This window comes from Aminobacterium colombiense DSM 12261 (genome assembly GCF_000025885.1).
Taxonomy (GTDB): domain Bacteria; phylum Synergistota; class Synergistia; order Synergistales; family Aminobacteriaceae; genus Aminobacterium; species Aminobacterium colombiense.
Window position 1 is genome coordinate 196,011 of the sequence record NC_014011.1, and the last position, 21,313, is coordinate 217,323.

The 21,313-nt window shown below is 45.2% G+C and carries 16 protein-coding genes; 13 read left to right on the forward strand and 3 right to left on the reverse strand.

The genetic code is table 11. From position 1 onward, the window contains the following. Window positions 1-4: 4 nt before the first annotated feature. On the reverse strand, window positions 5-496 hold the full coding sequence (locus AMICO_RS00930; RefSeq protein ID WP_013047605.1) for an Hsp20/alpha crystallin family protein: 492 nt from the start codon (window positions 494-496) through the stop codon (window positions 5-7). A 237-nt stretch (window positions 497-733) separates the two neighbouring features. Between AMICO_RS00930 and AMICO_RS00935 the strand changes: the two genes are divergently transcribed. Both AMICO_RS00935 and pepF read left to right on the forward strand, forming a co-directional pair. Beyond that, on the forward strand, window positions 734-1,306 hold the full coding sequence (locus AMICO_RS00935; protein ID WP_013047606.1) for a flavin reductase family protein: 573 nt from the start codon (window positions 734-736) through the stop codon (window positions 1,304-1,306). Window positions 1,307-1,390: 84 nt separating this feature from the next. Beyond that, window positions 1,391-3,217, forward strand: a complete 1,827-nt coding sequence (pepF, locus tag AMICO_RS00940; RefSeq protein WP_013047607.1) for an oligoendopeptidase F — start codon at window positions 1,391-1,393, stop codon at window positions 3,215-3,217. 213 nt (window positions 3,218-3,430) lie between these two features. On the opposite strand, the gene AMICO_RS00945 is transcribed toward pepF, so the two are convergent. After that, window positions 3,431-4,345, reverse strand: coding sequence for a LysR family transcriptional regulator (locus AMICO_RS00945; RefSeq protein WP_013047608.1), 915 nt, complete (start codon window positions 4,343-4,345; stop codon window positions 3,431-3,433). A gap of 109 nt (window positions 4,346-4,454) precedes the next feature. Here AMICO_RS00945 and AMICO_RS00950 point away from each other — a divergent pair, with 109 nt between their 5' ends. The 10 genes from AMICO_RS00950 to AMICO_RS00995 all read left to right on the forward strand — a co-directional run bounded on the left by AMICO_RS00950 (window position 4,455) and on the right by AMICO_RS00995 (window position 17,851). Then, complete coding sequence (locus tag AMICO_RS00950; RefSeq protein WP_013047609.1) at window positions 4,455-5,648, forward strand: YgeY family selenium metabolism-linked hydrolase; 1,194 nt, start codon at window positions 4,455-4,457, stop codon at window positions 5,646-5,648. A gap of 135 nt (window positions 5,649-5,783) precedes the next feature. Further along, entirely contained in the window at window positions 5,784-7,040 is a 1,257-nt protein-coding gene (locus AMICO_RS00955; RefSeq protein WP_013047610.1) for a serine hydroxymethyltransferase, read from the forward strand. Between the two features lie 33 nt (window positions 7,041-7,073). Then, window positions 7,074-8,543 (forward strand): pyridoxal-phosphate dependent enzyme, encoded by a 1,470-nt coding sequence (locus AMICO_RS00960; protein WP_013047611.1) that lies wholly within the window; start codon window positions 7,074-7,076, stop codon window positions 8,541-8,543. A gap of 223 nt (window positions 8,544-8,766) precedes the next feature. Further along, the gene (locus AMICO_RS00965; protein WP_013047612.1) at window positions 8,767-9,849 is read left to right on the forward strand and encodes a TRAP transporter substrate-binding protein; all 1,083 of its coding nucleotides are present in this window, start codon (window positions 8,767-8,769) and stop codon (window positions 9,847-9,849) included. Between the two features lie 168 nt (window positions 9,850-10,017). Continuing rightward, the gene (locus AMICO_RS00970; RefSeq protein ID WP_013047613.1) at window positions 10,018-10,542 is read left to right on the forward strand and encodes a TRAP transporter small permease; all 525 of its coding nucleotides are present in this window, start codon (window positions 10,018-10,020) and stop codon (window positions 10,540-10,542) included. Next, the gene (locus tag AMICO_RS00975) at window positions 10,543-11,877 is read left to right on the forward strand and encodes a TRAP transporter large permease (RefSeq protein ID WP_013047614.1); all 1,335 of its coding nucleotides are present in this window, start codon (window positions 10,543-10,545) and stop codon (window positions 11,875-11,877) included. A gap of 39 nt (window positions 11,878-11,916) precedes the next feature. Beyond that, window positions 11,917-13,503 carry an N-acyl-D-amino-acid deacylase family protein gene (locus AMICO_RS00980; protein WP_013047615.1) on the forward strand — a complete coding sequence of 529 codons (1,587 nt, stop codon included), beginning with the start codon at window positions 11,917-11,919 and terminating at the stop codon, window positions 13,501-13,503. A 48-nt stretch (window positions 13,504-13,551) separates the two neighbouring features. Beyond that, complete coding sequence (locus AMICO_RS00985; RefSeq protein WP_013047616.1) at window positions 13,552-14,733, forward strand: YgeY family selenium metabolism-linked hydrolase; 1,182 nt, start codon at window positions 13,552-13,554, stop codon at window positions 14,731-14,733. A gap of 442 nt (window positions 14,734-15,175) precedes the next feature. Next, window positions 15,176-16,123 carry a carbamate kinase gene (gene arcC, locus AMICO_RS00990; RefSeq protein ID WP_013047617.1) on the forward strand — a complete coding sequence of 316 codons (948 nt, stop codon included), beginning with the start codon at window positions 15,176-15,178 and terminating at the stop codon, window positions 16,121-16,123. A gap of 141 nt (window positions 16,124-16,264) precedes the next feature. Beyond that, window positions 16,265-17,851 carry an N-acyl-D-amino-acid deacylase family protein gene (locus tag AMICO_RS00995; RefSeq protein WP_013047618.1) on the forward strand — a complete coding sequence of 529 codons (1,587 nt, stop codon included), beginning with the start codon at window positions 16,265-16,267 and terminating at the stop codon, window positions 17,849-17,851. Between the two features lie 80 nt (window positions 17,852-17,931). Here AMICO_RS00995 and AMICO_RS01000 read toward each other — a convergent pair whose 3' ends face one another. After that, a complete protein-coding gene (locus AMICO_RS01000) occupies window positions 17,932-19,494 on the reverse strand; it encodes a PucR family transcriptional regulator (RefSeq protein WP_013047619.1) in 1,563 nt (520 codons plus the stop codon). 577 nt (window positions 19,495-20,071) lie between these two features. On the opposite strand from AMICO_RS01000, the gene AMICO_RS01010 reads away from it, so the two are divergent. Beyond that, window positions 20,072-21,145, forward strand: coding sequence for a TRAP transporter substrate-binding protein (locus AMICO_RS01010; RefSeq protein WP_013047620.1), 1,074 nt, complete (start codon window positions 20,072-20,074; stop codon window positions 21,143-21,145). The last annotated feature ends 168 nt before the right edge of the window (window positions 21,146-21,313 follow it).

The window sequence follows — 21,313 nt, forward strand, 5'->3', positions numbered from 1 at the left end:
CCCCTTATTCCAAGTCTTCGTTCTTTATCTCGAGCACCTTGCATTCTTCGGGTTGTTTCTTTTCGGTTACTTCAATTGTCAGAATCCCTTTTTTGTATGAAGCTTTTGCAGTTCCAGGATCAACCTCTTCAGGGAATTGTAAAATCCGCGAAATATTTCCGTAATATCGTTCTGTTCTGTAGTAATTTTCCTCTTCAATTTGACGTTCGTCTTTTTTCTCTGCGGTAATAACAAGCCTGTCCGGATATATTTTCAAATCCATCTGAGAAGGATCAATACCTGGAAGCTCTAGTTCCGCGATAATTTTCCCATCTTTTCTGTACATGTCCCCCCTAGGGCTCATTGCTGCTTCGTAGGGCTCTTCGCTCCATGGAAAGGACGACATCATTTCGTCAAAACCCCTCATCATGTTCTTCATCATCGTTTCCATGGGAGTGGCGAAAGGAGTTACTGGAAACATCCTTTCTATTGGTCTACGCGCTAAAAATCGTCTCAAATGTTCCACCTCCTAATTACTGACCATAATTGACCTTTCAGTATTTATTATATATGTCAGCATTGGTTAGGCAAGTAGATTTAAGTACATATGAACGTAAATACACAGAATTATTGGCGATAAATTGCTATGAAGTCGTTTTTTCTAAGTTTAATGAATAAATTTATTTTTTGTGGTCTCTATATACTCTTACTCTATTATAATGAAAGGCGAGATGAGGTTAAGGAGGTTGTAATAATGAAGAAGTCCATAGGTATCCATATGCCAGTTTATCCAGCTCCTGTTCTTATTATCGGAAATTATGATGAAAAAGGCAAGCCAAATGTTATGGCCGCGGCGTGGGGAGGCATTTGTTGTTCTGTCCCTCCCTGCATTACTATTTCCTTGCAAAAGATCCGCTATAGCTACAATAATATTGTAGATCGGAAAGCTTTCACTGTGAATATCCCTTCAGAAAAATATGTAAAAGAGTCTGATTATTTTGGCATGGTTTCCGGACGGGAGCACGATAAACTTTCTATAACGAATTTGACTCCCATGAGGGGAGAAAAAGTTGACGCTCCCTATATTGAGGAGTTCCCTGTTTCTATAGAGTGCAAACTTTTGCAAACGATAGAGTTGGGAACCCATGTCATGTTAGTGGGAAAGGTTGTAAATACGTTGGCAGACGAAGAATGTCTCACTTGTGATAATTACCCTGATCCGGAGAAGGTCCGTCCGATCATCTTCACCCCAAAATATCGGCGTTATTATGCTCTGGGAGCGGACTTGGGAGAAGCGTTCCATATGGGTAGATTTTTCATGAAGTAGCAATATTTTCGTATCCGTTTCCGTGAAGTGCCCTCGTGTGCTTGTTGATTAATGGAGATGTTTTTAAATAGGAGGATAAAAAAGATGCGGCATCAGCAAGAAAAAAATCCGGATGTTCCTACCGCTCTGCCAAAAAGAGAAGAAATTGATAGCGCATATATATGGAGATTAGAAGATATTTATCCTTCAATAGATGAGTGGGAAAAGGATTTCGATGGCCTGGAAAAACTATTGCCCCGTTTTCAGGCCTACCAGGGGTGTCTTCTTGAATCAGCAGCCACTCTTCTGGATGGAATCCGATTGATGGAAAATGCGGAGATTATAATGGGGAAGCTTTATGCTTACGCAGTGATGAAAAGTCATGAAGACACTTCAAAAGAATTCTACCAGGCTCTTGCAGACCGTGTTGGTTATTTGCTTACAAAACTCACGGCTGCTATTTCCTTTTATACCCCGGAAATTCTTTCTGGGGGAAAGGGAGTCATAGACGGTTTTCTGGGGCAATCTGAAGATTTGAAGCAGTACGCTTTCTTTTTTGAAAATATTTTGAGGATGGCTCCCCATACCCTTACTCCGTCAGAGGAGGAATTGCTGGCTCGTTCTGGCGAGGTGGCAAGGGGGCCGGAGAACATCTTTTCCCTTTTTACCAACGCCGATATGGTCTTTCCAGAGGTCTTCGATGAAGATGGGAATACGATCGAACTGAGCGAAGAAAGATATACACGGCTTATTCGGTCGCAAGACCGACAGGTTCGCAGAGAAGCCTATGAAGGGCTCTTTGGCACCTATAGTAAATATAGAAACTCCCTGGCAGCCATGTATAGTTCTAGTGTGAAGGGCGATCTATTTTATGCCATGTCAAGAAAGTATGGGAGTTGTCTGGAAGCAGCCCTTGATTCCGATCATATTCCCCTCTCTGTGTATGATTCTGTGGTGGATACTGTGCGTTTCAACCTGAAGCCTCTTCATGAATATGTAGCTTTAAGAAAAGAAATTTTAAATGTTCCTGAACTTTGCATGTATGATCTCTACGTCCCCCTCGCCAATGAGATTAAAAAGAACATCACCTATGAAGAGGCTCTTGCCATGGTTGTAAAAGGCCTTGAGCCTCTAGGGGAAGAATATATTTCTGTTTTGAAGCATGGTTTCGAAGCGGGATGGATTGATGTGTACGAAAATCAGGGGAAACGAAAAGGGGCTTATTCATGGGGCAGTTACGGAACCCACCCTTATGTTTTGCTGAACTACAATGGGACCATTCAAGATGTGTTTACAATCGCCCACGAGATGGGGCATGCTATTCACACTTGGTATTCTCACGGCCACCAGCCTTTTATTTATGCTGACTATACAATTTTTCTCGCGGAAGTTGCTTCTACAACAAACGAAGCATTATTGCTAGATCATCTTCTTGAGAGTTCTCTTGATCGCCAGAGCCGGCTATATTTGCTGAATTATTCTCTTGAACAGATTCGAACAACAGTATATCGACAGGCCATGTTTGCGGATTTTGAACGGCAGGTTCACAATATGGCGGAGGCAGGGGAACCTTTGACAGCAGAACGGCTTTCAGCATTATGGCATGGTCTGAACGTGACGTACTATGGCCCGGAGATTTCTGTAGATGCCCATATTGACATAGAATGGGCTCGTATTCCCCATTTCTACACTGCTTTCTATGTGTATAAGTATGTAACAGGCTATGCGGCAGCAACATCCCTTTCTCAACGAATCGTAGGGGATGGAATAGCGGCGAGAAAATCTTATCTTGATTTCCTTAAGCAGGGGGGGGCCGCCTATTCCATTGACATTCTTAAAAACGCTGGCGTAGACATGGCGACACCGCAACCACTGCAGGACACGCTCAATCTCTTTAAAGAAAAGTTAGGTGAACTGAAGGACCTGCTATAAAATTTTTGAAGAGGAGAAATTATAAAAGAGAGTTCCCGAGGGCACTTCGGGAACTCTCTTATTTCTGGGGAATCTCTGTAACTTCTGGAGGTGGTGATTTTTATCTTTAAGCATCTATAGTGTACATAAAGGATTGTTTATATTCATGGGGCTAATAACCAAAAATAAAGAACAACCTAGATGTTTTTTTAGCCTTTTATACAAAGCTATTGTTTAGCCCTGGTTTAAAAAGCTAAAAGTAATCTGTTCGGCGATCTTCCCCATCTCCCACCCGGCGTAGGTAAGTCCCTTAATGGTAGAGTGGGCAAGAAATATTTCACGGCTTATCCCAGCAAGATTCTGAAGAGGAAGTATGATGACTTCTTTTTGTTTCACTTCTTTTCGTACGGCTATTTCCATGGCTATCCCCATGCCAAAGCCCTGAGTAACGAGCTGGAGCAGCAATTCCTCGTTATCTACCTGAGTTAAGCGAGGGGTTTTTAGTTTGTTATTGAGAAAAAAGTCATTTACAAAACAATAATGAGCAGTATCCTTGCTATAAGAGATAAAATTTTCTTCGAGGAGCTGGGCGGGGGAAATAATTTTCCATTGTGCCCAGGGATGATCAGGTGGCGCTATAAGGGCAAAAGAACTTCTGCCGAGAGACTGCATGGTAAGAGTTGACGATGGACTGAGAAGCGGGTTGTGGCCAAAGAAAGCCAACTCTATTTCGTCCTTTTCAATCATTGTGAGCAGTGTCTCTTCATTGGCTGTTTTGATCTGTACCTTTATGTGAGGGAATTTGTGGCGATATTCTGACATAATCAAGGGCAGAAACGTCTTTCCGCACGTAGGGGTGGTGCCTATGCACAGCTCTCCGTATTTAAGAAGCTGCATTTCCCGAAACTTTTCCGGAACAGCGTCAACAAGCTTAAAAAGGTCCTGGGCTAGAATGTAGAGCGTCCGCCCTTCAGGGGTGAGAGAAATGGAACGGCCGCGACGCAGAAAAAGTTTCACATCGTAATTTTTCTCAAGAGCAGCTATATATTGGCTTACTGAAGGTTGGGAAAGGAAAAGTTTTTCTCCTGCCTGTCGAAAAGAACCTTCCTCCACAATAGCGCAAAAAACCCGCAACTGATTAAGATTCATAAGCATCCCTTCTTTGACATAATGTAAATATTATGGTTGTTATTAGTTATTGTTTATTGAAATAAATAGTAACAGATGTATCCTAGTTTATAAATAGGGAGGGGTCAATATGGTTCTTAACGGAAAAAGGCAATCGGACCTTGTTCGAATATGTCAAGAACTTATAAGAAGACCAAGTCCCTCGGGGAAAGAGCGGGAAGTGGCAACCTTTATCGCTGATACCATGCGTTCTATTGGGTACGATGAGGTGTCAATAGATCTTTACGGAAATGTCATTGGAAGGCAGTTTTTCGCCACACCAGGCAAGAGGCTTCTATTAGAGTCTCAAATGGATCATATTGATCCGGGCACCCTTACGGATTGGAGTTACTATCCTTACGGGGCATTTATAAAAGATGGCTGCATCTACGGCCGTGGGGCATCGGATCAAAAAGGATGCCTTGCCGCTATGATCCTTGCGGGAGCAGAGTTGAAAAACAACTTTTACAACAAGCTGAAAGGCGAACTTGTTGTGGCTGGCACGGTGTTTCAGGAACGATTCGAGGGAGTTGCCTCCCGCACGGTAGCGTCCGCATTTCCTCCTGATTTTGTTGTTTTGGGAGAAGCTACAGAGTTGAAAATAAAAAGAGGGCAGCGCGGTCGAGCTGAAATAGTCATTGAAACACAGGGTAGAATGACTCACTCTTCCAATCCCGAATTTGGTTCGAACGCGGCAGATGCGATGATATCAATTCTTTCTTCTATTCACCAATCCTACTCTCCTTCTTTTAAACCATTCTTTGGCGAAAACATTTTAGTTCTCACAACTCTTCGAACATACCCAGACCTGGGAACAGGGCTTGTCCCGGAAATTTGCAGGGCAATCTTTGATTTGCGGGTTTTTCCTGACGATACTCCTGAATCAGTTGTAAGAAAGTTCAAGGGGCTGATCGAAAGGGCGAAGGATTCTTTGCGCGGTATCAAAGTGAAAATATTTATCTCAGAAACAGAAGATCGGACCTATACTGGCGCATCTATCAGAGGAACTCATTTTGCCCGGGCATGGGCCTTGCCCGAAGAGTCTGACTACCTTAAAAGGGCATTGAGAGCCGTTGAAACTTTGGGTATGGAGGGAGGCGTATCGGATTCACCGGGGTTTGGTACGAACGGTTGTTATTACGCAGGAGAACTAGGTATTCCTACTATCGTTTTTGGCCCCTCTGGACGCAGGCTTGTTCACAGCATAGATGAATATATTGAAATAAATGACTTGTTCCTCGCTTTTCAAGGATATGAAGGCATAGCAAAAGAAGTTCTGACTTAGGTCGCCCGCGTAGTTGATGAGTGTATTGAGATCGAACGGCCCATACGGGTTTTGAGGGATATGGCGCGTCGCTCGATCCGTAATAATGTTATTTAAAAAGTTTAAATCATCTCATTATATGTAGGAGGGAACCATATGTTTGAGAAAGCATGGGAAGAATTAGAGAAGACGGATCGGGCCATAGCCGATGTTATAACCCGTGAACGGGAGCGTCAGGAACACGGCATCGAGCTTATAGCCTCAGAGAACTTTGTATCCCCCGCCGTCATGTGCGCCATGGGATCAGTGCTGACCAATAAATACGCGGAAGGCTACCCTGCCCACCGCTACTACGGAGGCTGCCACGTAGTTGATGAAGCCGAGAACCTTGCCCGTGACAGAGCGAAACAGCTTTTTGGCTGCGACCACGTGAACGTCCAGCCTCACTCCGGCTCCCAGGCCAACATGGCAGTCTACTTTACATGCCTTGAGCCCGGCGACACCATTCTGGCCATGAACTTGTCCCACGGCGGCCACCTGACCCATGGCTCCCCGGTGAACTTTTCCGGACAGCTGTACAACATCATTCCTTACGGAGTGAGCAAAGATACAGAGACCATCGACTTTGCCGAAGTTGAACGCCTTGCCCTAGCCCACAGGCCTAAGCTCATCGTCTGCGGGGGCAGCGCCTATCCCCGTGAGATTGACGCGGAGAAATTCCGCGAGATAGCGGACAAGGCAGGCTCTCTGCTGATGTTCGACATTGCGCACATAGCGGGTCTTGTGGCGGCGAAGCTTCACAAAGACCCCATTCCATTCTGCGACTTTGTCACCACCACCACCCATAAGACCCTTCGCGGTCCCCGCGGCGGCATGATCATGTGCCGAGAGGCCTTTGCCAAGGGAGTTGACAAGAGCATCTTCCCCGGTATGCAGGGGGGTCCTCTTATGCACATTATCGCGTCCAAGGCAGTGGCTTTTGAGGAAGCCCTTCAGCCGTCCTTCAAGGAGTACCAGGGCAGAATAGTCAAGAACGCGGCCTCCCTCGCGGAAGCCCTTCTGAAACATGATTTTCATCTTGTTTCCGGTGGAACGGACAACCACCTTATCCTGATCAACCTCACGAGCCGTGGCGTAACGGGTAAGGCCCTTGAGACAGCCCTTGACAAGGCAGGCATCACGGTGAACAAGAACACAGTGCCTTTCGATACCCAGAGCCCCTTTATCACTAGCGGAGTGAGAATCGGCACGCCGGCGGTGACCACCCGCGGCTTTGGTTCCAGCGAGATGGAGCAGATAGCGTCCTGGATGGACGAAGTGGCGAAGAACGTAGAGAACGATAAGGTACTTTCCCGCATCCGCGCCGAGGTCCTTGATCTCTGTGGCAAATATCCCCTCTACGCGGGAATGTAAGCATATTTATAATTAGAACAGGAGTGAAAGCGAATGATCGATCTGACCATTCACGAGAAAGGGCTCAAGAAGGCAATAGAGCGAGCCAAGGAGCGCAACGTAATAATACCCACCTTCAAGCAGATGAAGGATCCGGATCGTTATACCCCCGACAAGATCAAGGAGCGTCTTAAGAACACCGGTCTTTGGGATGTAGACCCAGTAAACCTTTTCCGCATAACCTGGAAGAACGAGCCCAAGAAGCAAGGAGGGCTGTTCGGCAAGACCAACTACGTGGAGATTCCCCGTGAAGTGACGGGAGTAAACGCCAGGATAGTTGCCATAGTCGGCAAATGGTTCCCGACGGGAGCCCACAAGGTTGGAGCGAGCTTTGGCTGTCTAGCTCCTCGTCTTGTGACGGGACAGTTTGACCCCACTGCCCAGAAGGCCGTATGGCCCTCCACGGGCAACTATTGCCGTGGCGGCGCCTATAACGCCCAGCTTCTTGGGTGCGAATCCATTGCCATATTGCCTGAAGGCATGAGCCCTGAACGTTTTGAGTGGCTTAAGACGGTGGCAGGAGAGGTCATAGGTACTCCGGGCACGGAGAGCAACGTCAAGGAGATTTACGACAAGGTCTGGGAGCTTCGTAAGACCCGGGACAACATCATGATCTTCAACCAGTTCGAGGAGTTTGGGAACCATCTTTGGCACTACGAGGTGACAGGCAACGCCATGTACGACGTTCTGCAGGAAGTTTGCGGTGAGAAGGACCGGTATTTTGGCGTTGTAATTACATCTGGATCAGGCGGCACCCTTGCGAGCGGCGACTTTTTGAAGAAGAAGTATCCCCTGAGCAAGATAGCGGTAGGGGAGGCTCTTCAGTGCCCCACTCTGTTGTGGAATGGATTTGGCGCCCACCGGCTTGAGGGCATAGGCGACAAGCACGTTCCCTGGATCCATAACGTGAAGAACACCGATATGGTTATAGATGTGGACGACGCAGACAGCATGGCCATGATCCGCCTCTTCAACGAGGATTCGGGCCATGAGTATCTTCGCAAGAACGGAGTTTCCGAAGAGTTCATAGAGAGCCTTCCGCTGATAGGCATATCAGGTGCGGCAAACATTCTGATGGCCATCAAGATGGCCAAGTACTATGAACTTGGCAAGAACGATGTGATCATGACAGTTTTGACAGACTCCATGGAGATGTACGGTTCCCGTGTGAAGGAAATGGCCGACGAGACAGGGCCCTACACAGAGATGATGGCGTCTGTTGACCATAACCGCCACGTTCTTGGAGTAGGCATAGATGCCATGGAAGAGCTTTCCTACTACGCCCGCAAGCGAGTCCATAACCTAAAGTACTACACGTGGATCGAGCAGCAGGGGCGCACGTCTGAGGAACTGAATGCCCAGTGGTACGACTATGATGAGTACTGGGGCTCTATCCAGGGCATGGCTGACGCCATTGACGAAAGAATAGACGAATTCAACAGATTGACGGGTCTTCTTGTTTAATGTGAGTTAGAGAGCTGAAGATATTCGGTCTTCTTTTTCCAGGCAGCCCTCTTTACCCATGATTATATAAAGGGGCGTGCCTAGGACAAAGGGGCCGGAAGATTATGTGTGAATTTTATGTCATTTGTTTCAAGTGGTAATTCACAAAAATAGCGTTGTCGGGTTTCAAAGCTCTTGGACCACAGTCCTCTTGAGGGACTGCATAAGAAAAAGGAGGCGTTATATGATGTCTAGGGTTGGGTTCTTGCGTAAGTGTTTAGTTCTCATGTTGGTTGTTTTATTTTTAAGCAGCGCCATTGCGGCAAGCGCGAAAGCGCCGGAATACAAATGGCGTTTTGGACAGACTTCAGTTCGTGCTTCTCAGGGGGAGTCCTACAAGCTTTTCTGCGAATTAATTGAGAAATACAGTGATGGCCGGATTCAGGTTGAATTTTTCCCTGACAACCAGCTTGGTACTCTTGATGAGATTTTCCACGCTGTACAGGATGGGGAAGTCGAAATATGCGGAGTTGCTCCTTATGTAAACCTGGTTCCCGGTGGAATGTTCAACTGGATGCCCTGGACAGTGGAGTCTTGGGAAGAGTGCAAGATGGCTTTCTCCCGTCCCAACGGATGCCTGTATGTGCCTATGGAAGAAGCAATGAACGAAGTTGGCATGCACGTTCTTTTCACCGTATCCCAGGGATCTTACGGCATTGGAAACAATACCCGCCCCATTAAGACTCCTGAAGATTTTAAAAACCTGAAACTGCGAGTTTCTTCTTCTCTTGGCTGCGTAAGAGGACTTCAGAATATGGCGTCCGGCACAGGCATGACTGTAGAAACAGTTCCATGGGGAGAGCTTTATAACGCTCTGTCTCGCGGCGTAGTTGATGGATGCTGGTCTATGTGGCCTTCACTTGTTGAAGAGCGCCACTATGAAGTTTTGAAATATTACACTTCTCTCGACTGGATGTGGGATGCGAACCAGGTTGTCATCAATAAAGACATTTGGGATGGACTTTCTGATGATCTTAAGGCCGCTATAGAGAAAGCCGCTTTAGAGGCTGAAGAGCATCAGTATGCAATTCAAGAGCGTATGGCAGATGAATTTCAGGATTTCCTGAAAAAGCAGGCCAATTTTGAAATTTATTACCCCACAGATGAAGAGAGAACCGCATTCCGGGAAAAAGCGAACATGCTGAGCGTTTGGGAAGAACTTTGCACTCCTTGGCTTGACAAACATTATCCTGGCCAGAACATGACTCAAAAGATTCTTGACGAACTTGCGGCAAACAGGGAAAAAGTTTTAGCTGGAAAGAAATAGATATAAAACAAGGAGGCGGCTTTCAGGCTGCCTCCTTGTTTTATCCATTATTTACCTGCTGTATTTTTTTAGATCTGTTCCCCTCAGTGAAACCCCCTTTTATTCAAGGGGGAAGGCTCTCTGCAATCTTGGGGGGAATTGCACTTCGATAGAGAAGGAAGTGTTACCATGAAAAAATTTTTTTCGCACGTAGAGAAAATAGAGTTTATTTTAGGTTCTATAGGGCTTTTGACAGCAATCGTTCTTACGTTCTGTCAAGTAGTCAATCGGTACTGGTTGCATTTCGAAATTATGTGGATTGCTGATTTTGCGCTTTATATCTTCATTTTCACAATTTATATTGCTATCCCCTATGGTGCGGCTCTGAAAACACATATTGCTGTCGATATTCTCCCCGATCATTTTTGCGGGGATGACAGGGCGAAAAGGGCGATCTTCGATATCGTTAAGAGTTCTGTCACCATCCTTATGGTGCTTTCTATTAGTAGTCCTGTTATGAGAGTTGCTAAAAGAGCGTATAGATACCCGGAGTACGCGACTCTTGTTCGCTGGTTCAATATGAGCTGGCTTATTTACGCAATGGCAGTAATGATCGTTTTGGTGATTCTCCATTACGGCTGGCATGTAGCTTGTGATGTTTACGAGTTAAAACAACTCCGCTGGATTTCAGTAAATGAAGGGGAGGCAAAATAGATGTTAGACCTCGGTACGGTGACCACACTAATTGCTTTTCTTGTGGGGATCGTTCTGGGTTTCCCCATAGGGTGGCTTTTTATAGGTTCAACGGCTTTGGGCCTTTTTGTTATGGGGAGCCCTACGGTCTTTATGGCAAATGCTTTTTTTCATTCGTTAGATTCATCAACAATTATGGCTATAGCGTTTTTTGTTTTTTCAGGAGCGTTGATATCAGAGGCAGGATTGGCAGATCGCATAGTTAACTTTTCTTATTCACTGGTTGGGCGCCTCAGAGGCGGTCTTACGGGCGTAGGTATTGTGGCGACTCTATTCCTTAGTGCTTTAACGGGATCATCCGTCCCCTGCATTGCGGCGCTGATTCCATTGCTGGTGCCGCGGTTGGAGAAGTTCGGCTACAGAAGGGTGTATACGACAGCTCTTCTTTGTTCTTCAAGCTATTTGGGATATCTGATTCCTCCCAGTGTGCCTGCAATGATCTATTGTCTTCTGGCGGGGCAGTCTGTGGCGGCCCTCTTTCTGGCCACTGTCTTTCCGGGGATCTTGCTGGCTATTGGTTACGGGATGCTAAACTACTTTATGGTGGGGCGTTATACGTTTGAAAGCACAGAAAAACCTTTGCTTCCCACCACTTTTGAAGAATCTGTTAAAGATATATTGCACACAGGCAAGATTGCCATTCCGGCGCTCGGTTGTCCAGTGCTGATCCTCGTTGGTATCTATGGCGGAATCTTTACTCCTAACGAAGCTGGCGGCATTGCCGCAGTATACTGTCTTTTGATAGGCTGGTTTGTCTATCGTGAACTTACCAACGCCAAGCTGAAGAAGGCTCTCTCCAGCACTATTGGTACTTTTGGTATGACTACTTTGCTTCTCGCCGGCGGAACAATCCTTACCCGCTACCTTACCCGTCAGGGAGTAGCTCAGGAAGTGGCCAATTTTATGCTGAACATGTTTGAAAACAAATATCTCATTCTTCTCATGTTAAACTTCTTCCTTTTGATACTGGGCATGTTCCTTGATGGTATTCCTATTTTGATCCTCGTTGTTCCCTTGGCGCTTCCTCTTATGCAGGAGCTCGGCATAAACTTGGTGCACCTTGGAGCTATCATGGTTGTCAATGTGGGAATAGGAGTCATGACACCGCCCTTTGCTATGTCAATCTTTGTTGGTTCACGACTGGCAGAGGTACCGGCCGCAGAATTAACAAAAACGATGTTGCCGTTTTTGTTTTTGGTCTCAATTCCCGTTTTGTTGCTGACTACATATATTCCAGCATTGTCATGCTGGCTTCCTGAAATTCTTTTGGGATCATCCATAGTGGGACCATGGTAATTCTGAGAATGGGAAAATTTTTTGAGGGGAGGTTCTATTTTGTTTGATATTTTAATTAAAAACGGTACCTGTTATGCAGGAGACGGAAAACCTGGTTTTGTTTCTGATGTGGCTATTGAGGCAGGAGTTATAGCGGCAATAGGCAATCTGCAAAACGCAGAAGCAAAGCGAGTGATCGATGCTCGGAATTTAGCAGTAGCTCCAGGATTTATCGACACCCACAGCCACTCTGATCTTGTTGCACTTGTAGAACCTGAAATTGCAAATAAGACAACCCAGGGAATAACCACAGACATAATAGGACAGGATGGAATGTCTCTTGCCCCAGTTAAGACGGAGTATGTCGGAACATGGAAAAAAGTCATGGCTGGCCTGGAAGGGCAATATGAAGTGGAGTGGGATTGGCTTAGTTCCTCCGATTATCTCTCCCGGTTAGATGATCAGCCTCTTGGGCCCAATCTTGGCTATCTTGCTCCTTATGGAAATATACGTATGTGTGCTGTGGGTCTTGACAATCGTCCAGCTACAAAGGACGAAATCGCAAAAATGCAAAATCTCCTGGAAGAAGCCATATTAAATGGAGCGATGGGCTTATCTACAGGTTTGATCTATCCTCCTTGCAGTTACGCGTCAGAGGATGAAATAGCCGAGCTTACAAAGGTGCTTACTAAATACGGTCTTCCTCTGGTGATTCACCAGAGAAGCGAGGCAGATTATATATTGGAGTCCATGGACGAGGTAATAAGGATCAGCCGGAAATCTGGCTGCCCCATCCACTTCTCTCACTTTAAACTCTGTGGCAAGAAGAATGCTCATCTCTTCGACGCTGTAATGGAGAAACTGGAAATAGCATCCAGAGAAATCTCAGTTTCCTTTGATCAGTACCCTTATACCGCTGGGAGCACGACGTTCAGCGTCATTCTTCCTCCTTGGGTTCATGACGGAGGCGCAGATAAGGCACTAGCTCGTTTGGCCGACCCCGTGGCCCGTGAACGGATGAAACAGGATATTCATAATGGCATTCCCGGATGGGATAACTTCATTGATTTTGCGGGAATGGAAAATATATCTGTAACTTTCGTTAAAACTGACAAAAATGCCGATGTAGTAGGCAAGAATATGATCGAGATCGGCAAGTTGAGAGGGAAAGATCCACTTGACGCGGCTTTTGATGTTCTTCTTGAGGAAGAAATGGTGGTAGGGCTGGTCGATTTTTACGGCTATGAGGAGCACATTGAAAAAATCCTCGCCCACCCCCTTCAAAACGTTTGCACCGATGGCATTCTTGGAGCCCACCCTCATCCCAGGGTATATGGTTCTTTCCCCAGAGTGTTGGGAAGTTATGTGCGGGAACGTAAGATTCTGGATCTTCCTACGGCGATTCACAAAATGACCGGACGGCCCGCTTCAATTTTCAAGATGAAAAATAGAGGTTTTCTTAAAGAAGGTTATGCGGCAGATATCACAATCTTTGACCCCGAAACCGTTATCGACACCGCGACTTACGAAAATCCAAAGCAGTTTTCCAAAGGAATTCCTTATGTCATGGTAGGCGGAAAGCTCGCAGTTGATGATGAAGTAGTTATGAAGGGGAAATCGGGGCGAGTGGTTAGGTTTGAAGGTTAGGCAACTGGTTTAATAGTTTTGTCCCAGTTTCTGTGAGGAGGTATTTCAATGGCTATGGAGTGGAGTGAGTCTTTAGTTTCTTTATGTAGAGAAATGATACGCCGGCCCAGTCTTTCCGGGCAGGAAAAAGAAATGGCTGATTTTGTAGAACAGAGGATGATAGAACTAGGATTTGACTCTGTAGAGCGGGATCATTATGGAAACGTTTCAGGGCGCATTGTTCTGGGCAGCGGCGGGCGTCGAATACTTTTTGAGGGACATATGGACCATGTTGATATAGTGGATCCCTCCAAGTGGACCCACGACCCCTTCGGTGCGGAAGTAGTTGATGGACGTATATATGGAAGGGCAACATCAGACATGAAGGGAAACCTTGCCGCTTCCATCATGGCGGCAGCCTTGATAAAAAAAGAAAAGGCAGACCTTAACGGCGAGATCATAGTTGCGGGCTCTGTCCATGAAGAGTGTTTTGAAGGGGTTGCATCCGAGGCCATAGGCAAGCGTTGGAATCCTGACTGTGTTGTTATCGGCGAGGCGTCCTCTCTGAATCTTAAAAGAGGGCAACGTGGTCGCGCAGAAGTTGTTTTGGAAACTTATGGCAAATCAGCTCACTCCTCCAACCCAGAGGTAGGTTTGAATGCCGTCAAGGCTATGGTTCCTCTTCTTTCTGCTATAGAGAATGAGTTTGAGCCAAAGGAACAGCCGGTCCTTGGCAAGGGAATCCTCGAGTTGACAGATATCATCTCTTCTCCTTATCCTGGAGCCAGTGTAGTGCCTGAACGCTGCCGTGTAACCTATGACCGCCGGCTTCTGGTTGGCGAGACGGATACAGAGGTTTTGGCCCAGATCCAGAAGATTATTGATGAAGAGAAGGGGCGCAATCCCCAGCTTAAAGCAAACGTATCCCTTGCGGTTGGAAGGGAAACCTGCTATACAGGCGATTCTATAGAAGCCACCCGTTACGCGCCAGGATGGCTTTTCCCTGAAGATAACTGGTTTGTGGCCGCAGCCATGCGCGGTTTGCGCGAGGCAGGTTTGAACCCAGAGCTTTCTCACTATGCCTTCTGTACCAATGGCAGCTACTATGCTGGAAAAGCGGGAATCCCAACCATAGGTTTTGGCGGTTCCCTGGAATCTCTGGCCCATGTGGTCGATGAGTATATTGAGATAGACCAGCTTGAGAAGGCCTGTCTCGGCTATATGGGAATTATCCGTTCTGTGTTGGGATAAACACATAACCAAATCTACGTAAAGAGAAAGCATAGACGTGCGTTTTGTCAACGCACGTCTATGCTTAATTGAATATCCTGCCCTATCCTAGAATGACGTTGTCTAATGTTTTGTAAGCTCTTCCTCGAAAATTTGGGATGAAAGCTATTGACCATCGCGGTTGGTATGATGGACAATATTCCTGTTGTTATATTGGCGGCCCTTTCTCCCTTTAATGGTAGGTTTTCTGCCATCTCTTCTTGAATTTTATCCCCTATATCTGGAGAAGCGCCTTGCGCACTGCGGCCTCCAACTTTTTATGAAACCTCAGTTTTCTCTGTTGTTGGGAAAATATGGCGCACTATTTCCCGGGGGGAGATCATTGTAGAAAATTGCGAATATGTGGGGATGAAAAAAAGAGGACATTTCCTTCAAAATATGAGAGAAACGGGAGTGTGAGGGCATGGGGAAAAGGATTCTTGTCGCACTGGGAGGCAACGCAATTTTGCAGCCTGGTCAAAAAGGGACGTCGGCGGAACAGGTGACAAATATTGATAAGACTGTAAAGCAGCTCATAGATGTTGTTGAAAAAGGGTATGAGTTAGTTTTGACCCATGGAAATGGCCCTCAGGTGGGAGCCATTTTGATACAGCACGAGATGGCAAAAGAGGCAATTCCTGCCATGCCCCTTGATTTCTGTGGGGCAGAAAGCCAGGGCCTTATCGGATACATGCTATGTCAGAGCATACGCAACGAATGTGCCGGGCGGGGACTTAAAAAAGAAGCTGTTTGTATTGTTACTCAAGTTGAAGTGGACCCTCACGATAAGGCATTCAGAAATCCTACTAAGCCTGTCGGCCCCTTTTATACTCAGGCAGAAGCGGAACAGAATATGGCTGAGCGGGGTGAACGCTGGATCGAGGATGCCGGAAGGGGCTGGCGGAAAGTAGTCCCTTCTCCGGAGCCTAAGGAAATTGTAGAAAAAGAAGTGATACGCGCCCTTGTAGACCAGGGAACGGTTGTTATTGCCTCTGGTGGCGGTGGCATCCCTGTCTGTCGGAACGATCAGGGACAATTGTATGGAGTTGAGGCTGTTATAGACAAAGATTTAGCTGGCGAGCGGCTTGCTCTGGATGTAGGGGCGGATATCTTCGTAATATTGACAGATGTTTCTCATGCAATTCTTCATTACAACACCCCCCAGCAGAAACCTTTAAAGAAAGTTACTCTGGAGGAAATGAAAAAATACATAGAGGAAGGGCATTTCCGGGCTGGTTCAATGGGACCGAAAGTGCGGGCAGCACTCAATTTTGTAAAAAAAGGGGGAGGAAGGGCTATCATTGCCAGATTAGATCAGGTCATTCCCGCCTTGAAAGGTGAAGTTGGCACCCAAATAGAGAGTACGCTCTAAAATAAATTATTCGTGCTAATATAGTGAGAGTTCAAAATATAATAAGAATGTGCGAAATAGACCCCTTTTAAAAACAATTTTTTGCTAAATCCATGTTGATGCCGACGCCATGGACTATAAAGCATAAAGGGGGTAGTGGTTATGTATTTCGATGTAGTAATTAAAGGTGGACTTTGTTACCTTGGAGATGGCGGGGACCCGGTAAGAAGCGATGTGGGCATAGTAGGGTCTCGTATTGAGGCCATTGGAGATCTGAATGACGCGCAAACGGGTTTAAGTGTTGATGCCGCTGGGAAAGTGGTTTGTCCTGGCTTTGTTGATACCCATAGCCATTCTGACCTTGTTGTTCTTAAGGAACCAGCCGTAGAAAATAAGGTTATGCAGGGTGTAACGACAGAATTGATAGGGCAGGACGGGATGTCTCTGGCCCCTATAATTCCGGAGTACAGGGAACCGTGGAAAAAAACCATGGGGTCACTGGAAGGTCACTACGATGTACCATGGGATTGGCAGACGGCTGAAGAATATTTTGAACGGATCGATAGTCAGGACTTGGGACCAAACATAGCCTACCTTGTTCCCCATGGCAATATACGTCTGTGTGTTATGGGGCTGGATGATCGTGAAGCAACCGATGATGAGATGGCAAAAATGTCTAGGTTGTTAGCCAAGATTCTCGAGGCGGGGGCTTATGGAATGTCTACGGGCATGATATACCCTCCCTGTTGTTATGCCCCGACCCAGGAATTTGTTGAGCTATGTAAGGTTCTCAAAGATGCAGATGGCCTCTTTGTGACCCACCAGCGGAATGAATCGGATTACATTCTTGAGGCTATGGATGAAATTTTTGAAATAGGGGCAAAATCAGGGTGCAGGGTTCATTTTTCCCATTTTAAAGTAGGGGGAAAGAGAAATTGGGATAAGCTGGATACAGTTTTGGCGAAATTAGATGAAGCCAATCTAAGCGGCATCCCTCTTTCTTTTGACCAGTATCCTTATATAGCAGGAAGTACAATGCTGGGAGTGATCTTGCCACCCTGGGTTCACAACGGCGGTACTGAAAAGGCATTAGAAAGATTGGCAGATAAAAACAAACGTGAACAAATGAAAACGGATATCGCAAAGGGAATTCCCGGCTGGGATAACTTTGTAAGTGCAAATGGCGTCGAAAATATTTATGTTACTTTCGTTAAGACAGACAAGAATTCGAAGTACGTAGGAAAAACCCTTTTAGAAATAGGAAAAATGGCGAACAAAGATCCTCTTGATGCTACTTTCGACCTTTTATACGAGGAAGAAATGACGGCGGGCCTTGTGCATTTTTACGGGAAAGAAGAACACATTTCTAAAATAATGCAGAGGGAAGAGCAGAATTTTTGCACAGATGGCATCTTAGGTGCTCACCCCCATCCTAGGGTCTACGGTACGTACCCACGGGTGCTGGGTAAGTATGTTCGGGAAAATAAAGATCTAACCATGAGTCAGGCTATTCATAAAATGACAGGTAAACCTGCATCCGTATTAAGACTTGAGAAGAGGGGACTCCTTAAGGAAGGGTATTATGCCGATGTGGTTGTTTTTGACCCTGAAACGGTGATCGACAAGGCTACATATGATAATCCAAAGCAATATCCGGAAGGCATAGAGCATGTTTTTGTAAATGGCGTACAAGTTGTTGAAAAAGGAGTTTGCAAACCAGCCAAAGCGGGCAGACTCCTGAGAAAATAAAAGCTGATTTTTAAGATGTAAAAAGAGCGAGGGTGCACTTCATAACAAGGCGCCCTCGCTCTTTTGTCTTTATTTGGTGTTTATAAGTGGTTTAGATAAATTCGCATGCTTAAAGCGATGTTCAGTCGGTCTTCGTGATCGTCGAGGCTTAAGCCTGATAGTTTTTGGATAGTGTCCACCCTGTATTTTACGGTGTTATGGTGGGTGCCCAGAATTTTGGCTGTTCTTCTATAGTTCCAGTTATTTTCGACAAGCTTTGCCAACGTTTTAAGCAGGTCTAGGTTGTGTTTCTTATCGTAGTCTAAAACTTCCTCTAAATAATTGTTAAAGAAGGATCTGAGCTCATTCAAGGGGAGAGAGTGGAGTAATTTTTGTACTCCCAGTTCATCAAAAAAGACAATGGAAGAGTGGTGGCCCAAATTCAAGGCCTCTTGTGCCTCTTTATAGCTTTTTCTTATTTTGTCGGCGTCATCATAAACTCCGCCCACTCCCATTATCAGCTTTATGCCAAACTCTAACTCGATCTCATTAAAGAGTTGAGATAGTTGCTCTTCCAATTTTTTCCTAAGGTTTAAAGACAGCTCTTTTTCAGAGGACGAAATGGTAATTATAGAATGGGCCAGGGTTGCGCTGAAAGCGTTCCCATACAGTTCCTTTATATTCTTTGTGATTTTTAAGGAAACTACATTTGTTATGTTGTCAAAATCATCTTTAGAAGTGAGGGTCACGTCATTGCTTTCTACCCGAATAATAGACACGAAAAATTTATCCTCAGGTGTCCATTCAAAAAAGTTTTTAAGGAGCGTAGATACTTCTTTTATACTTGATCTGTTTAAGAGCAGGTCAAAAAAAAGTTCATCTTTATAACGTCGCTCGATATTGCGATTTGATACTTTTTGCTGAAGGTTGAGCTTAAGTATTGTGCAGCCATGTATAAGAGAGTTTTTTAGAAAAAGAGGCGTAGAATGGGTGTCTTTTTTAAAAGTGTTTTGAAAAAGGTACCCGTAGGTATTTCGCCCAAATTTTAATTCTTCACAGTTATAAAGGCGGAGATTTTCTTCTAAGGGTAATTTTGTTATGTTGTTTTTAAAGTTATCGTCTAAACTTGAATGGAAGCATTCATTATTAGATGGACTGACAAAGGCAAAATCAACATTTGTCATTATTTGAAGGGCGTCTATTATTTGCGAGATGCTGGCCCCATTGGCAACCATGTTTGTGAGTGACTTGTTAATCTTATAGCTTTTTAGAAGCTCAAGTTCTCTGTTTTTAAGTATAGTCGATAGAGTAGGAATGAGGATGTCAACAAAACCATAATTAATGGGGTGAGTTATTATGGGTATGGAAAGTTCATCACTGACCTTTATCACATTGGAAGGAATGTGATCAAGAAATCGCCCAATTTTTATACATAGACACGCGGCATTATGGGTATAAAGTTTTCTTATGAAATATTCAAGCTCTTCTGGGTTATCCCTCCAGAAAAAACCAGAAGACAGCACCAGTTCTCCTCCATATAGCCAGTTTTCCCACCCGCTAAGGTTGTCTATGACTGTCACTGTTTTTATATCTCGTGTTATTCCGGATTTGCCAGCGACGAGCTTGAAGGAATTAAATTGAGTTATCTTTAAAAAAGATGCCACAGTAAAGGAGGATAATGTTTCGCTGCTGTTATTTAATAACAGTTAAAACAACTCCTTTCTAAACGAACTGTTTCGCTTTGGCATTATATCACAAACATTTTGAGATGTTTTGTGTTTGTTTACTATTGATAATTGAAAAGCTTCATATATCATAAAAGCACGTCGGCATTAACAAGTGGATCTCGCAAAATTTAACATCTGCAAATATAAAGTAATCTTTACAAAAGAGCGGACAAAAGCATTTTCCCCTGAATGGTCAGGGGGTTCATCGTTCACATCATCGCATCTAAAGAGGTGGTCTTTAAAGGAGCCCTTTGTACGTTCCTCAAAGAGTACCAGGGGCGGGGCAATGTGGAGAAGAATGTAGAGAACGAAAAGGCACTTTCCCGCTTTTGCGCCAAAGTCCTTAGGCTCTGCAACAAATATTCCCCAACACATCAACTCCTAAAATCCATTAATGAAAAAACAAAAAATATTTGTAGCTTATTTGTTATTAAATACTAAATTTATTCATAATTATAAAAGCATGTTTTATAAGTAATTTTGTTATTATAACTAATATTATGGAGGTGGCAACGTGAGAAGGAATATTTTTTTAGGGGCGCTTGTTTTACTTTGTGTTTTTAGCCTTCTTGTTGGGGGCGAGGCTTTTGCCAAAGCTGAATATGAGTGGAGTTTTACACAGCCGTGGTCAAGGCCTCTGAGTAACAAGGGATATGAGTTCTTCTGCGATAAGGTCAAGGAGTATTCAGGCGGTCGGATTGAAATCAAATTTTATTCCGATGGACTTCTTGGCAACCACGACGAGTCATATCACGCCGTTCAGGAAGGCAGCATCGCCATGGGCGTTTTTTCACCCTACGTCAATTTGGTTCCTGGCGGCATGCTGAACTGGATGCCCTGGACAGTGGAGAACTTTGATGAAGCGAGACTGGCATACTCTCCAGCCGGCGGCATTTTGTTCAAGGTTATGGAGGATGCATGGGCAGAAGTTGGTTTTAAAATTCTCTTCAATGTCGCTCAGGGTCCTTACGGCATAGCGAACAGCAAAAGGCCTATTCGCACTCCCGAAGATTTCAAGAACTTGAAACTGCGAGTGTCTTCTTCTCTTGGTTTCGTAAAATGCCTCGCGAACATGGGAGAAGGAACGGGCATGACCCTGGAAACTGTTCCATGGAGCGAGCTGTATAACGCCATGGCAAGAAAGGTCGTAGATGGCTGCTGGACCATGTGGCCCTCACTGGTTGACGAGAGACACTACGAAGTGGCTCCTTACTTTACAGACCTTAAATGGGCATGGGATGCTCAGAATATCGCTATGAACAAGAAACTCTGGGACTCTCTTCCTGACGATCTCAAGGAAGCTATAAAAAAGGCGGCTCTTGAGGCAGAAGAGTATCTTCTGCAGATTCAGGAAGCGGCACAGGAAGACTATATAGCGACATTAGAGAAGCAGGAGGGCTTTGAGATCATTCGTCTGACCGATGAAGAGCGGCAGGTCTTCAGAGACAAGGCCCGCATGTCCGGAATCTGGGAAGAGCTTTGCACGCCATGGCTTGAAAAGAAATACCCCGGACAGAATATGACCCAGGTCATTCTTGACGAACTTGATCGTATCCACGAAGAGGTTGCTGCGAAAGCAAAGAAATAGCCTTTTCTTAGCCTTGTTGTTTTTGTAGTTTAGAAGAGTTCTTTTCGCTATAAAAAGGGGAGATATAGAGCTGCTTTCTCCCCTTTTTATTCCTTTAACATGTGGAATCTGTAAATATTGTGTTGTCATCGTTTTTATAGAAAAGCTTTTTCTATAAGTTTAATGGGC